Origin of the sequence: Leptospira yasudae, assembly GCF_003545925.1 — a bacterium.
Lineage (GTDB): Bacteria > Spirochaetota > Leptospiria > Leptospirales > Leptospiraceae > Leptospira > Leptospira yasudae.
The window spans coordinates 448,619-463,101 of the sequence record NZ_QHCU01000003.1; the positions used below are offsets into that span (position 1 = coordinate 448,619).

Consider the following 14,483-nt stretch of genomic DNA (forward strand, 5'->3'; position numbering starts at 1 on the left):
GGCTGTAGCTGGGGAATTTTGCTGAAATTTCAGCCATAGGCGCGCCCGACGTCGTTGTTAACCAGGGAATTTGTATCATGAGGGATCTCGGCAAATGATGAATGATGTAAGAGAACAGTTGCAACTTCAAAAGTATCTTGAGGAGAACGGTCTGTATGAAAGATCGTTTGAACATGATAACTGCGGAGTGGGATTTGTTGCTTCCTTTCAGGGAGAAAACAGTCACAGAATCGTCTCTATGGGACTCAAGGCAGTCGCATGCCTGACGCATAGGGGAGCGGTCGACGCAGATATGGTTACCGGAGACGGAGCCGGTATCATGATTCAAATTCCTAAGAAGCTGTTCGCAACCTACATCGAAGACATGGGTCACCGCAGACCGGACGAAGATTCCATCGGTGTCGGTATGATCTTCCTTCCGAGAGAAGACATCGATAAACAGGACATGTGCCGCAGCCTCGTCGAGTCCGCGCTCATGGAATTCAACTTTAAACTTTATGCATGGAGATACGTTCCCGTAAATCCGGAAGTTCTCGGACCGAAGGCGAACCAATCCAGACCTCAGATCGAACAAGTTCTGATCGGCAAACCGGAAGGAATGTCGAACGACGACTTCGAAACGAAGTTATTCTTAATCCAGAAAAAACTGATGAGAGACGCGGATCGTCTTTCACTCGCGGGAGATCTTTACATCTGTTCCCTTTCCTCGGAAAGAATCGTGTTCAAAGGTCTCTTCAACGGAAACCAAGTGTCCCAGTTCTACGAAGACTTGAACTCGGAAGAGATGGTTTCTCCGTATTGTATCTTTCACCAAAGATATTCCACCAACACGTTCCCCTCTTGGGCGCTTGCTCAGCCGTTCCGGATTCTCGCGCACAACGGAGAGATCAATACGATCGCCGGAAACAGAATCTGGATGCTCGCGCGCGAGGAAGAACTCGAGTGCAAAAAATGGGGAGAATATCAAAAGGAAATCCATCCGATCATCCGTCCTCACATGAGCGACTCCGCGAGTTTGGACAACGCGATGGAAGCCATCGTTCGTTCCGGAAAGGACGTTCTTCAAGCGAAGGCGATGCTCGTTCCGAACGCGTGGTCCAAAAACCTCACGATGTCGGAAGAGTTGAAAAGCTTTTACGAATATAATAATACTTTAATAGAGCCTTGGGACGGTCCCGCCGCGCTCGCGTTTGCGGAAGGAGACTGGATCGGAGGCGCTCTTGATAGAAACGGTCTTCGTCCGGCGCGTTACGCGGTAACCGAGGACGGACTTTTGATCATGGGTTCCGAAGCGGGTCTCGTTCAAGTGGACGAAGAGATCGTAACCAAAAAAGGACGTCTCGGTCCGGGAGAGATGATCGGGATCAATCTCAAAGAGAAAAAGCTCTATTACAACGAGGACATCAATTCTCTCTTCGAGAAAAAATACGACTACAGAGAATGGTCCAAAGAGAACGTTTCGTATCTCAACCAGGATCTCGACGCGTCCATGCAGGAGACGATCACCTACAAAGGGGACGATCTGAGAAGAAGACAGGTTCTTTTCGCTTATTCTCCGTTTAAACAAAAGTCTGTGATCAAACCGCAGGCGCATCAGGGAAAAGAAGCGATCAGCTCCATGGGGGACGATACTCCTCTTTCGATCCTGATGCTTTCCCGCATCGGTCTTTACACCTATTTCCGTCAGAGATTCGCGCAGGTAACCAATCCTCCGATCGACTACATCCGTGAAAAAGGCGTGACCTCTCTGTACACTCGTCTTGTCAAAAAGATGAACCTGTTCGGAGACGACAAACCTCAGAACTGTCTGGTTCTTTCCCATCCGTATCTCACCAATCTGGATCTGAAACGGATTCGCGAGATGGACGGAAAACCGTATAAAATTCTCACATTAGACGCAACCTTCGAAGCTCATATCGAAGCGGAAGCGAACCCGAATCGGAACTATCTCGAAAAAGCTCTCGACGCTCTTCTGGAACAAGCGCTGCAGGCGGCTAAGTCCGGAACGAACATTCTCGTTCTTTCCGATAAAAAGCTTTCGAAAGAAAGAGCGCCGATCCCGATGGAACTTGCGGTCGCCGCGGTTCACAACCACTTGATCCGCAACAAAACGCGTTCGGCGGTTTCGATTCTCGTGGAAACCGGTTCCGCATTCGAAATTCATAATGTGGCCGTGCTACTCGGATACGGAGCTTCCGGCGTAAACAGTTACCTGATCTGGGACACGTTATTCGATCTTTGGGAAAAGGGAGAATTCGACGGAGAAGACGGAACTCGCCCGGCATTCCACACGATCTGCGGAAACTACCGCTACGGCGTGGACGACGGTCTTTTGAAGATCATGTCCAAAATGGGAATCTCGATTCTTTCCTCTTACGTGGGAGGTCAGGTGTTCGAAGCGATCGGTCTTTCCAGAACGCTCGTGTCCAAGTATTTCCCCGGAACGTATTCGCGTATTTCCGGAATCGGAATCGGCGGGATCGAACAAAACATTCTCCGAAATCACGAACAGGCATTCTACAAAGAACTCAATCCGGAAGACTTTATCTCCGAGAAGGACGATCAACCTCACCGTTGGTCTCCGAGAGTCGTTAAATTCTTAAGAAAGGCAGCGGTCGACAACGACTACGAAGCGTTTAAAGAAGCGACTAAGATTCTGAAAGAGAGCGATCCGATCAACATCCGCGACTTGTTCGACTTCGTCGCCAGAAAGCCGATCCCGATCGAGGAAGTGGAAACCGTTACGGAAATTCAAAAACGTTTCCTCACTCCGGGTATGTCTCACGGTGCGTTGTCCATCGAAGCGCATACAGATCTCGCGATCGCCATGAACCGGTTAGGCGCTAAGTCTTCCTCCGGAGAAGGCGGGGAGAATCCTTCCCGTTACGTGGTGAACGAAAAAGGGGATCTCGCGAATTCTTCCATCAAGCAGATCGCTTCCGGAAGATTCGGTGTGACCTCCGAGTATCTGAACTCCGCAACCGAAATCGAAATCAAAATCGCGCAAGGTGCGAAACCGGGAGAAGGCGGTCAGCTTCCCGGTAAAAAGAACAACGAGGAGATCGCGACCAACCGTCACACTCCGATGGGAATCGATTTGATTTCTCCTCCTCCTCACCACGATATTTATTCGATCGAGGATTTATCACAGCTCATCTACGACTTGAAGATGGCGAACCACAAGGCGCAGGTTTCCGTGAAGCTCGTGTCCGAAGCGGGCGTGGGAACGATCGCAGCCGGTGTCGCAAAAGCGAACGCCGATGTGATTTTGATTTCCGGTCACGTGGGTGGAACCGGTGCGGCTCCGATCACTTCGATCAAGTATGCTGGTTCTCCTTGGGAACTCGGACTTTCGGAAACACATCAAGTTTTAGTAATGAACGGACTCCGCGACCGAGTCGTGTTAAGAACGGACGGAGGGATCGTATCCGGAAGAGACGTGATCATCGCGGCTTGTTTGGGTGCGGAAGAATACGGAGTAGGAACCGCTTCCCTCGTTGCTTTAGGTTGTATCATGGCGAGAAAATGCCACTTGAACAATTGTCCGACCGGAATCGCGACGCAGGACATCAAGTTCCGCGCGAAATACAAAGGATCTCCGGATCAACTCGTGAACCTCTTCGCTTGTTTGGCGTTGGAAGTCAGAGAATATCTTGCGGAACTCGGATTCAGATCGATCGACGAAATCATCGGAAGAACCGATCTTCTCAAGCAGATCACGCGTTACGAAAGGGATCGTTTGGATTCACTCGATCTCAACCCGATCTTGGTGCGACTGCCTCTGTTCTACGATCCTACGAAGCAGAAAAAAGACAGATCGGTCCGCAAGGAACCGATCGGAGAAGTATTGGACGATCGTATCATCAAGGACGCGGAAAAAGCTCTCGAAGGAAAATCTTCCATGGCTCTTTCTTATCTTGTCCGCAACACGAATAGAACCGTGGGAGCGAAGATCTCCGGTCTTATCGCGAGAAAATACGGATCGAAAGGATTGCCGGGTAAACTCGAAATCATTCTGGAAGGAACCGCGGGACAATCTTTGGGAGCATGGCTTGTCAAAGGAGTTCAGGTCACCTTACACGGAGATGCGAACGACTACGTCGGAAAGGGACTTTGCGGCGGTGTGATCGTAATCAAAAAACACCGCAAGTCGAAACTCAAGGCGTATGAGAATACGATCATCGGCAACACTTGTCTTTACGGAGCGACCTCCGGAAAACTTTTCTGCTCCGGTAGAGCGGGAGAACGTTTCGGAGTTCGTAACTCGGGTGCGGAAGCGGTGGTCGGCGGAGCCGGAGATCACTTCCTCGAATACATGACCAGCGGAACCATCGTTTGTCTCGGAAGCGTAGGCAAGAACATGGGAGCCGGTATGACCGGAGGAACCGCGTATTTCTTCCAAAAGGGATGGGACATTCAACCTCTTCTCAATAAGGAATACGTAAAGACCGTGGATCTGGAAAACGGAGATTACGAGGTCATCAAGAACTTGATTTCCGAACACTCCAAGTTGACCGGTTCCGATCTCTCGGAAGGAATCTTAAAGGACTTTGAAGGAAACAAAAATTATTTCGTGAAGGTAGTTCCGAAATAATCCCTTCGAAAACGAAGAACGAAAACTTCCCTGAAAGGGTCCTAATTACCGTTAGGCGATTCAGGGAAGAATTTCGAATCGTTTCCCTTGGATTCAAAAGAAAGAATCTTCTCATTGAAGAATTTTCTAAGAAGCGCTCTCGAAAGAGGGCGGTTTTGATCTGGAAAGAATACAATGTTAAGAATACACATAGCCCTCGCGTTTTTCGCCACGATCCTTCTCTTTGCGGTCGCCAATAGGCAGCAAAAGAAAGAATCGGAGATCGATTTTAAATTTCCCGAAACCGAAGAAACCGTCATCCTAGATCCGGTATCAGGCATCAAAATCCCCGTAACCAGATTTTCTTTCGAGGATCTGAAAAAGAAAGCGAGAAGCATGGCGCACGGACGTTATGTGAAACCGCAATTCGTTTCCACGCAATTTTTAAAAGGACTGAGTTGGGATCAATACAAGAATATCCGCTTCCGGCCCGAATCCTCCCTTTGGAAAAAGGAAGGAAATCCGTTTCAGATTCAATTCTTTCATCCCGGACATTTATACAATACGAACGTGACTCTTCACGAAGTCCGTTCCGATTACGCGAGACAGATTCCGTACGACGACGCATATTTCGATCTTTCCAACTTGAAGGTGCAGGGAGAAATTCCGGAGAATCTTGGTTATTCCGGATTTAAGATTCATTATCCTTTGAACACACCCGAACATACGGACGAGTTCACCGTGTTTCAAGGCGCGAGTTATTACAGAATGGTTTCCAAAAAACAGGTCTACGGTTTGTCCGCGCGGGGAATCGCGATCAATACGGGAATGCCTTATCCGGAAGACTTCCCCGGATTCACGCATTTTTGGATCGTTCATCCCGACAAAACCGATTCCACGATTTTCGTTTATGCATTGTTAGACGGAAAGACCGCGACCGGTGCTTATGAATTTCAAATTTCTCCGGGAAAGGTTTCTTCCGTGCATGTGAACGCGGAGGTTACTCTTAGAACCAAAGTGGATCGATTCGGAATCGCGCCTTTAACGTCGATGTATTGGTATTCGGAAACCCGGGGGATTCCGGAAGGACAAGCCTATCCCGAGTCTCACGATTCGGACGGCTTGATGATCGAAAGCGGAAAAGGGGATTGGGTTTGGAGACCTCTTGATAATCCGAAACGAGTCACGATCAACGCGTTTCAGGACGAGAATCCGAGAGCCTTCGGTTTAATGCAGAGGGATCGAAACTTTGCGAGTTATCAAGACAATTCGATGAAGTATCATCTGCGGCCATCCGCTTGGGTGGAACCGGAAGGAAATTGGGGAAAGGGAAGCATACAACTTCTGCAGATCCCCACGGTAAAGGATTCGGACGATAACATCGGCGCCTTTTGGGTGCCGGCGAATTTCCCCGCGCCCTTGCAGCCTTACGAATTCAGTTACACCATACGCTGGTTAAACGAAGATCCTCTTCCGGAGGAACTTGCGAAAACCGTTTCCACAAGGATCGCTCCGGTCCCGGGAGAATCCGATATGCGCGTGTTTTATGTGGACTTTGCCGGCGAAAAGCTCAAAGCCTTGGATGCGTTCACGTATTTGCAGGCTTCCATCGATACGGGGGACAACGCGGAATTAACGGATTATAATATTCAAAAAATTGAAGAGACCGGCGTATGGAGACTCACCTTCCGCGTGGTCCAAAAGAACAGAAACAAACCGGCGGAACTGCGCGCCGTATTGAAAAAAAATCAGGAAGACCTGAGCGAGATCTGGACGTTCACTCTTGAATCCTCGATCTGATCACGACCGTCGTTCCGGAATCCGAAAGGAAGAACTGGCTCGGGTGTATTCCAAAGTAAAACTGTACTGTATCGCTTCCGGAATCACGGACCCGATCGAATTGCACGAAACTCTTACCCGATTTTTACGTTCGGTCGAAACGAAACCCCTTTCAAGTTCGGTAACGGCCGAGTCCGGTTGGGAGGAAGAAACCATGAAACTCTTTCTGAAATCCGGATCGATTCGTTCCGAAAAAAAGAACGAAGCCGGTTTACCCGCCATAGAACCTTCGAGCATGATTCCTAAGCCTGTCGACTTCGGTCCGTTAGGTGATTTGGCGGAGCCGAAAGAAAAATTGGAACCGGTCGCGGTGATTTTTTCCGTTCTCTTCTGGGGAGTCGTATACGCATCCTTACTCTACGGACTTTTGAGTTGAATTCCACCGAAAAAGAAAAACTGGGAACCCTCATCGATTCCAAAACGATGAGTTATCGCCGTTTGAGTTTCGGAGGACTGTTGTTCTTTTTCGTAATCATCGGAGTCTTTTTAGAGATTCAGTTCTTATCCTTTCAATCGATCAGTCCGTTCGAATGGGCGACGCTGATTCTTTTCTGCCTTTTGTTTCCCGTTATATCCTTCGGGGCGGCGACCGCGTTGATCGGTTTCGTGCAGAAAATCCGGGGAGGGGACCCGTTGCGGATCTCCCGAATATTAGAAAATTATACTATTTTAGAGGATGAGATTCCTCCCGTGGCAGTCGTAATGCCGATCCACTGCGAGGATGTTACGCGCATTTTCGCCGGAGTCGAGCTGATGATGGACGAGATCGCATCGAACGGACTCGCGCGGAAAACGGATTTTTTCATTCTTTCCGACACTTCCGATCCGAATCTTTGGGCGCTGGAAGAAAAGGCCTTTTATCACATAAGTCAAAAACCGGCCAACCAAGGGAGAATCTACTACCGAAAAAGAAGGGTCAACCTGAACAAGAAGTCGGGCAACATCGCCGATTTCTGCAGAAGATGGGGCAAACGATATAAATACATGATCATCCTGGACGCAGACAGTATCGTCACGGGAGAATGTATGAAAAATCTAATATACCTCATGGAAAAAATTCCGAACGCGGGAATCATACAAACCGTTCCCGAGGTGATAGGAGCCAAATCCATCTTTCAAAAGCTGTCCGCGTTTGCGGCTTGGGTAGGAAATCCGGTTTTCGGAGCGGGTTCTTTTTTCTGGCAGCTTCGTTCGGGGCCGTTTTGGGGACACAACGCGATCATTCGATTGCAGCCGTTTATGAAATACTGCGGGCTTCCCGGACTTCCCGGTGAAAGCGCGATCGGCGGAAAAATTTTGAGCCACGATACGATCGAAGCGGCCTTGTTTCGGAAAGCCGGTTACGGGGTTTGGTTCGCCTCCGATCTCAAAGGTTCGTATGAAGAAGCACCGCCTAACGTGCTGGAGGCGCTCAAACGGGACAATCGTTGGTGTCAGGGGAACCTGCAGCATTTTTGGTTTTTGTTCGGAGGTAAACTCCGCTTTTCCAGCCGACTGCAGATTTTACTCGGGATTTTTTCGTATTTCAGTTCTCCGTTGTGGGCCTTGATGTTGTTGTCTTCTTCTTTGACGACGATCGAGGACGTGGATTTTTTTAGACTCGCGTTGTTGCCCGAGGATTGGATCGCGTTTCGCGACGACCTTTATCTTCCGGTCGCCTATACGCTGCAAGGTTATACCTTGTTCGTCCTGTTTCTTCCGCGCATCGTTTCGTTTTTGGAAGTTTCTTTTTTTAGAAGAAAAGAATGGGGCGCCCCGTTCTTCTCTTGGACGTTCTCTTTTTTGACGGAGTTTCTCCATTCGGTTTTGATGGCGCCCGTTTATATGGTTCAGTATACGAGATTCATTCTTCTTACATTCTTAAATCGTAAAATAGAATGGGGACCGCAAAACAGGGACGCGGCGTCCGGACCCGATAACAGGGCCTTGGCATATACCGTTCTCCCCGCTTCGTTTTACGGATTGGGAATCGGAATCTGGATGTTTATGACGTATCCGATTTTGTTCTTTTGGTTTTTACCTTTGTTGCTCGGTTGGATCTTCGCGTATCCGTTGGCCCTCTTGACTTCCTCCACTCCGAAGAAAAAAAATCTGTCCTTCGGATTTTTGAACAACCCGCCGGAGCAAAGAGAGCATAAACTCCTCGAAACCCTGGAGCAAAACAGAAACGAGTACGGGAAGGTTGTGGGAGGCGGGGACGATAGGCGCGGGATTTTTCTTTCGATCGTAGATCCCCGACTGAACGGATTTCATCTTTCCCGATTACGCAAACGCGCAAAAGAAACGCCCGTCCGAAAAAATTATCTGCGCTCTCTTTGCGACAAACTGAAAACGGAAGGACCGGAAACGTTTAAGAATCAGGAACTGCAGAGAATTCTTTGGGACCACGATTCCGTGGCGGAACTCCACGCTTGGTTTTGGACCACGGATTTGAACCGCGTTTCTTCCTGGTGGAAGAAGTCCTTTTCGGAATATCAAAAAGAGATTTTGTTAAGCGAAGTCGCTTCTTAGATCAGTTTTAGAAAAACTGAAACGGCGTGTTTCACGTCCTCTCTTCCGTCCCGCGCAAACAAAGGAGAAGGGTTTCCGTTCCAGCGTTTCGCTTCCGCGATCGCTTTTTCAAACCGGAAGGAAAACAGATCCTCGTTTGAAAGAAAGGCCGACGGGATTTCCTCGCGAAGGGATCGATGCAGATACGGAACCTCCGGAAAATTTCCCCGATCCGTATAAAGAACGGGCGTGTTTGCATACACAGCTTCGCTTAAGATTCCATAACCCGGTTTCGTGATCACATAATCGCAGGCGGTCAAAAGATCCGGATAATGCAGATCCGAAAGTTTGAGGATTCCGTTTCTTTGTTTTTTGGGAATCTGCATTAAATCGAAATCGGTCGCACCCGAAATCACGATCTTATATTTTTCCGAGTCGAGTTTTTCCCAATCGAAATGGGTCGTTTCCACTCCGTATGCTCCGAAGGAAAACAAAAGGTAGGTGCGGTCTTCGGAAAGTTCGAAACGTTCTTTCGCGGCTTTTTTACTCAAATGCGGCCTGCGACCCACTAACCCGATCTGTTTTTGTTCCGCTAAGGATTCCGCGGGGCAGGCAAAGGGTAGAAGAAGTCCGAATGTCGCATAATAATATTCTTCGTAGAGAGTGCGTGCCGTCTGCTCGAAAACGACGGATTCTTTCGCGTAGCCTCCGTAGATAAAATCCCAAGTGAAGTTCCCCACGAATAGGGAAGGAACTTTGATCTTATCGGCGACGACGAACGGCAAGGAAGCCGAATCGGAAAGGATCAATTCGGTTTCGAAATCCAGACAGGATTCGATTTCAGAAATTTGAATATACGATTTTTTTGATTCGAATTCTTCGAGACTCGCCTCGGTTCCGCGTATGTCGATCGAAAGGGAATCCTTCTGCATCATTCCCACGTCGACCTGCTTTCTGCGGACGTGCAGACGCTCTACGTTTTTCGAATCTTCGCCGCTTAAGGAAAGGGTCGTTAAGAATTGTTCGCGGACCGTAACGAGATCGATTTCCAAATCCGAAAAACTGCGGAGCAGATACAAAATGATTTCCATGGATCGGCTGATATGACCGAATCCGTGTCCGCTGACGTAATAGGTGAGTTTCATTTCGCGCCGACCTGACGGATCACTTCGTACATTACGATTCCCGCGGACATGGCGAGATTGAGGGAATCCGCTTCTCCGAACATCGGAAGGGACAGGTATTCGTCGGAATTCCCTCTCGCATACGGAGAAAGTCCGTATTGTTCCGAACCGAATACGAGCGCGATTTTTCCTTTGAGGTTCGCGTCCGTGTAGAGTTTTTTCGCCTCCGGTGTTACGGCTAACGTTCTGTATTGATTCTTCTTTAGAATTTTATAAATCGCTTCTGTTTCACCCAGATATACGTCGAGGGTGAACAAGGCTCCGGTGGAAGCGCGGATCACGTTCGGATTGAACAAGTCAAGCCGAGGATCGGCTACCAGTACGGTGTGAAACCCCGCTCCTTCCGCGGTTCTAAGAATCGTTCCGAGATTTCCCGGTTTTTCCACTCCTTCGATCACCAGAATCGGTTTCGAATTTTTGAATGCGTTCGTTTCGTTTTGAAACGCGTCGAGTCCGGTGTCGAAAAATTGAGCCGTCGCAACGAGTCCGTCCGGCCGGTCCCGATACGAAATCTTTTCGAAAACCTTTTTAGGGACGCGTATGTTTTTGGCTCCGATCGAACGGATAAGAGAATATTCGTTTTCTCCTAAAAAACATTCGGGAGAATAAAGTACGTTTTGGAATTTCAACTTACCGGATTTGGAGGCGCGGAGAATTTCGCGATATCCTTCGATAAAAAAAAGACCGGAAGATTCCCGATGTTTTTTTTCCTTCAGGTTGGAAATATTTTTCAGCTTCTCGTTCGAAAAGCTTGTGATTTCCAAAAACGAAATGTCCTTTTCTTCGTTCAAAGCGAAAGTCTCTCCGATACATAGATACAATTCGATCCTGCGGGGTAAAGTCTTCCGCTTTCTTCCGGAATGGAAAGTTCTCCGAGATGGAACTTGCCCCGGTTGCGGATTCTTCCCTCCAAAATCCTTTGTAAGGCGAGAGGGCTGAATCCGGTGGAATGACAGGTGAGAACGATGAAGTCCGGTTTGCCTCCGCAAAGCTGCATCAAAAGATCCATCAACTCGGGAAGATCCTTTTCGATCTTGAAAACTTCTCCGCTCGCTCCCCTTCCGAAGGTGGGCGGGTCGAGGATGAAACCGCGGTAATCCTTTCCGCGTTTGATTTCGCGCTTCAAGAATTTCAATACGTCCTCGACCATCCAACGCACCTTTTTGTCCGCGAGACCGGATGCGTTCGCGTTGTCGCGGGCCCAATCCACCATTCCTTTGGAGGAATCGAGGTGACACGCGGACGCTCCTCCGTCTAACACGGCCAAGGTGGAAATTCCCGAATAGGCGAAAAGATTCAGGACTTCCTCCTCTTTTTTGAGTTGGGAACATAGTTTCTGGATTTTTTTCCAGTTTTCGAGCTGTTCCGCGAAGATTCCGAGATGCCCGAACGGAGTGAATTTTATCTTAATGGAATATTCTAATATTTGCACATAGAATTCTTCTTCCACCTTTTTGTTCCAGGTCCAGGCGCCTCCGCCTTTGTCGGAACGGACGTATTCTCCGTGTACGTTTTTCCAGAGCTGCGGTTTAGTCGCGGGCCAGGCGGAAACGGGAGAAGGGCGTATGATCGTATAAGGTCCGATTTGTTCGAGTTTTCGAAAGTCTCCGGAATCGATCAGAGCGTATGTTCCTTCGAGGCTTTCAGTTTTTTTTGCAGTTTTCATAGATATGTACCTTAAAATAATTTCCTTCCGGAAAGTTCTTTCGCACCGGATGATCCTCTTCCGGTCGTAAGCTGGTGAACGTTTCAAAACTCCAGCCTTTCGTTTTGAGAATGTTCTTAGCGAGCGATTCCAGTTCCTTCGATTGAATTCTTCCCGAACAGGAACAAAGAATGATCGTTCCCGATTCTTCCAAGGACGCAAGACAGTTTGCGAAAAGATACGAGTAGGATTTCAGCGCGTTCGGTTTCGACTTTGCGTCCGGCGTCAGATTCGGCGGATCGATCACGATCAATCCGAAGGTTTGGCCGCGGAGAATTTCTTCCAGTTCCTGAAAGATATTTTTTTGAGCGAACCTGTGTCTGCACGAAGTTTCGTTTCGGCGTTTGCTCAACACTCTTTGAAACGAGTCCAAGGCTTCCTTCGATCCGTCCACGGATAAAACCGAAGCGGCTCCCGCAACGTCCATGCAGATCGACGTTAAACCCGTGTGTGAAAAAAGATGAAGACAATTTTGATCGCGGCTCAATTCCTTTTTTTCGAGCAGATAGCGCCGCAGATTTCTGAGATCTAAAAAGATTCCTCCTTTTTGTCCGGGAAGTTCAACCGGAAAAGAAACGTCCCTCAATCGGATCGTTTCGCGGATACGGAGTTGCGCGTTTCGTTTTGAATCGACGGGTTCGAGACTTGTTTTCTGAATTTCGTTTTTGTCGTCGGCAGGTCGGGCGTCCGCTTTCCCCTTTTCGGCTTCCGCGTTCCCCCGCCAAATCCGAGCCTCGCGGCGTTTTATAACATTTGGCGGATTTTCGAATGCGACATCGGATTGGGAAGAGCCGATCTTATCTTCTCCCGTTTTTTCGGGCGGATCGAACACGATCCGTTTCGGTTGCGGTTCTTCTAATTTAGAATTTTTGCATAGATCATACAGATTCCAGACGAGCCAACGGCCATAACCCATCAGAGAGGAAGAATAAATTCTTACCACCCAGGTTTGAGCCAAACGATCCACGGTTACTCCCGGAAAAAAATCGTTCTCTCCGTGCAGGATGCGATACGCGTTCGTTTCTTTACGAACGGATGCGCGGCGTCGAATCGCGGAAACCAGATTCTCCCGTATTTTTTCTTTGGAAAACTCGGGTAAAAATTGAAGGATGCGAATCCGTACGAGTCCCGTCGCGGAATAGATTCCAGTCGCAACGGGTTCGTTGTTTGTGGAGACGAGATTCAGCCATTGTCCGTTTTTAAACGGAGAAGCCGCTGTGGAAAGATTTCCGCTGAAGATCCAGGGATGTTTTCGTTGGAGGGAGAGTTCACTCTTCCGGTTCAGCTGATATCTGCGGAACCGGAAGTTTGTCTTGTGTGCGTTCAGGCTTTTTTCTTGGCGTCTTTGTAAGAAGTTTCGGTCGCTCCGACGTAGATCTGTCTTGGACGGCCGATTTTCATATCGGTCGATTCGATCATTTCTTTCCACTGAGCGATCCAGCCGGGAAGACGTCCCATCGCAAACATCACGGTGAACATGTTCACAGGAATTCCGAGGGCGCGGTAGATGATTCCGGAGTAGAAGTCCACGTTCGGATACAACTTTCTTTCCACGAAGTAAGGATCGTGAAGAGCCGCTTCCTCGAGTTCTTTAGCGATATCTAATAAAGGATCTTGAACCCCGAGCCGTTTTAACACGGAGTCGCAGGCCTTTTTGATGATCTTCGCGCGAGGATCGAAATTTTTATAAACCCTGTGACCGAATCCGGAAAGACGGAAGGAATCGTTTTTGTCCTTCGCTTTTTCCACGATCTTTTTCACGGGCAGTCCGCTCGCTTGAATCTCCTGCAGCATCTCGAGAACTTCTTGGTTGGCACCGCCGTGTCTCGGTCCCCAGAGGGCGCAGATTCCCGCGGAGATCGCTCCGTAGAGGTTTGCAAGAGAGGAACCCACCAAACGCACCGTAGACGTCGAACAGTTTTGTTCGTGGTCCGCGTGCAGGATCAAAAGAAGGTTCAAGGCTTTTACGATTTCAGGATCGACTTTGTATTCTTCGCTCGGAACGGAGAACATCATGTTCATGAAGTTCGCGCAGTAGTCGAGGCTGTTCAAAGGATGAATCGTAGGTTGTCCGATGGATTTTTTATATGCGAACGCCGCGATCGTAGGGAACTTCGCGAGAAGACGGATCATGGAGATATGTCTGTGTTCCGCGTTTTCCGGATCGTACGAATCCTGATAGTATGTGGAAAGGGAACCGATCATCGAAGACATGATCGCCATCGGGTGACCGTCTTTCGGAAATCCGTTGTAAAGACGTTTGAGATCCTCGTGGATCAAGGTGTGCATCGTGAGTTCTTCGTTCCAGCGTTTGAGTTCCGCGTCGGAAGGAAGTTTTCCGTAGATCAAAAGATAAGCGACTTCGGTGAATGTGGAATTTTCCGCGAGTTGTTCGATCGGAATTCCTCTGTAACGTAAGATTCCGAGTTCTCCGTCGAGAAAGGTCACCGCGCTCGTGCAGGCTCCGGTGTTTAAATATCCGTTGTCCAGTGTTACGTATCCCGTCTGCTGACGGAGTTTTGAAATGTCTACTGCCTTCTCGTTTTCGGTGCCTACGATGATCGGGAGTTCGTATTCTTTCCCGTCGATCTTCAGAATTGCTACCTCGGCCATGTTCCTCTCCTAGAGTAGTTGTTCGTTGTTTTCGCCGAATTTAAGATCCAATCGGCGGCTTGAAAAATTGCGCTTAAAA

The 14,483-nt window shown here is 48.7% G+C and carries 8 protein-coding genes and 2 pseudogenes; 4 read left to right on the top strand and 6 right to left on the bottom strand.

What is annotated here, in order from left to right:
• Positions 1-97 precede the first annotated feature (97 nt).
• From gltB to mdoH, 4 genes are all read left to right on the top strand, one after another.
• Complete coding sequence (gene gltB / locus DLM76_RS10915) at positions 98-4,594, top strand: glutamate synthase large subunit (protein ID WP_118955320.1); 4,497 nt, start codon at positions 98-100, stop codon at positions 4,592-4,594.
• 174 nt (positions 4,595-4,768) lie between these two features.
• On the top strand, positions 4,769-6,373 hold the full coding sequence (locus DLM76_RS10920) for an OpgD/OpgG family glucan biosynthesis protein (RefSeq protein WP_118955319.1): 1,605 nt from the start codon (positions 4,769-4,771) through the stop codon (positions 6,371-6,373).
• The gene (locus tag DLM76_RS10925) at positions 6,357-6,788 is read left to right on the top strand and encodes a hypothetical protein (protein WP_118955318.1); all 432 of its coding nucleotides are present in this window, start codon (positions 6,357-6,359) and stop codon (positions 6,786-6,788) included. The genes DLM76_RS10920 and DLM76_RS10925 overlap by 17 nt, the downstream gene beginning before the upstream one ends.
• Positions 6,785-8,923 (top strand): glucans biosynthesis glucosyltransferase MdoH, encoded by a 2,139-nt coding sequence (gene mdoH / locus DLM76_RS10930; RefSeq protein WP_118965199.1) that lies wholly within the window; start codon positions 6,785-6,787, stop codon positions 8,921-8,923. The genes DLM76_RS10925 and mdoH overlap by 4 nt, the downstream gene beginning before the upstream one ends.
• Here the strand turns inward: mdoH and DLM76_RS10935 are convergent.
• From DLM76_RS10935 to DLM76_RS10955, 6 genes and pseudogenes are all read right to left on the bottom strand, one after another.
• Positions 8,920-10,047: a glycosyltransferase family protein gene (locus DLM76_RS10935; RefSeq protein WP_118965200.1), complete on the bottom strand. Its 1,128-nt coding sequence runs from the start codon at positions 10,045-10,047 to the stop codon at positions 8,920-8,922. The two genes, mdoH and DLM76_RS10935, sit on opposite strands and share 4 nt — an antisense overlap.
• Positions 10,044-10,907 carry a TrmH family RNA methyltransferase gene (locus DLM76_RS10940; RefSeq protein ID WP_118965201.1) on the bottom strand — a complete coding sequence of 288 codons (864 nt, stop codon included), beginning with the start codon at positions 10,905-10,907 and terminating at the stop codon, positions 10,044-10,046. Before DLM76_RS10940 ends, DLM76_RS10935 begins: the two co-directional genes overlap by 4 nt.
• Positions 10,874-11,752: a class I SAM-dependent methyltransferase gene (locus DLM76_RS10945; protein ID WP_118965202.1), complete on the bottom strand. Its 879-nt coding sequence runs from the start codon at positions 11,750-11,752 to the stop codon at positions 10,874-10,876. The genes DLM76_RS10940 and DLM76_RS10945 overlap by 34 nt, the downstream gene beginning before the upstream one ends.
• Positions 11,730-12,401 (bottom strand): annotated as a pseudogene (locus tag DLM76_RS22150) (class I SAM-dependent rRNA methyltransferase); the annotation flags it as partial. The pseudogene DLM76_RS22150 and the gene DLM76_RS10945, both read right to left, overlap by 23 nt.
• A 186-nt stretch (positions 12,402-12,587) precedes the next feature.
• Positions 12,588-13,076, bottom strand: a pseudogene (locus DLM76_RS22155) (SAM-dependent methyltransferase); the annotation flags it as partial.
• Positions 13,077-13,114: 38 nt separating this feature from the next.
• Positions 13,115-14,404 (bottom strand): citrate synthase, encoded by a 1,290-nt coding sequence (locus DLM76_RS10955; RefSeq protein WP_118955313.1) that lies wholly within the window; start codon positions 14,402-14,404, stop codon positions 13,115-13,117.
• Positions 14,405-14,483: the final 79 nt, after the last annotated feature.

Coding starts and splice junctions, on each gene's coding strand:
- gltB (WP_118955320.1), top strand. CDS start 98: ATGAATGATGTAAGAGAACAGTTGCAACTTCAAAAGTATCTTGAGGAG.
- DLM76_RS10955 (WP_118955313.1), bottom strand. CDS start 14,404: ATGGCCGAGGTAGCAATTCTGAAGATCGACGGGAAAGAATACGAACTC.
- DLM76_RS10935 (WP_118965200.1), bottom strand. CDS start 10,047: ATGAAACTCACCTATTACGTCAGCGGACACGGATTCGGTCATATCAGC.
- DLM76_RS10945 (WP_118965202.1), bottom strand. CDS start 11,752: ATGAAAACTGCAAAAAAAACTGAAAGCCTCGAAGGAACATACGCTCTG.
- DLM76_RS10920 (WP_118955319.1), top strand. CDS start 4,769: ATGTTAAGAATACACATAGCCCTCGCGTTTTTCGCCACGATCCTTCTC.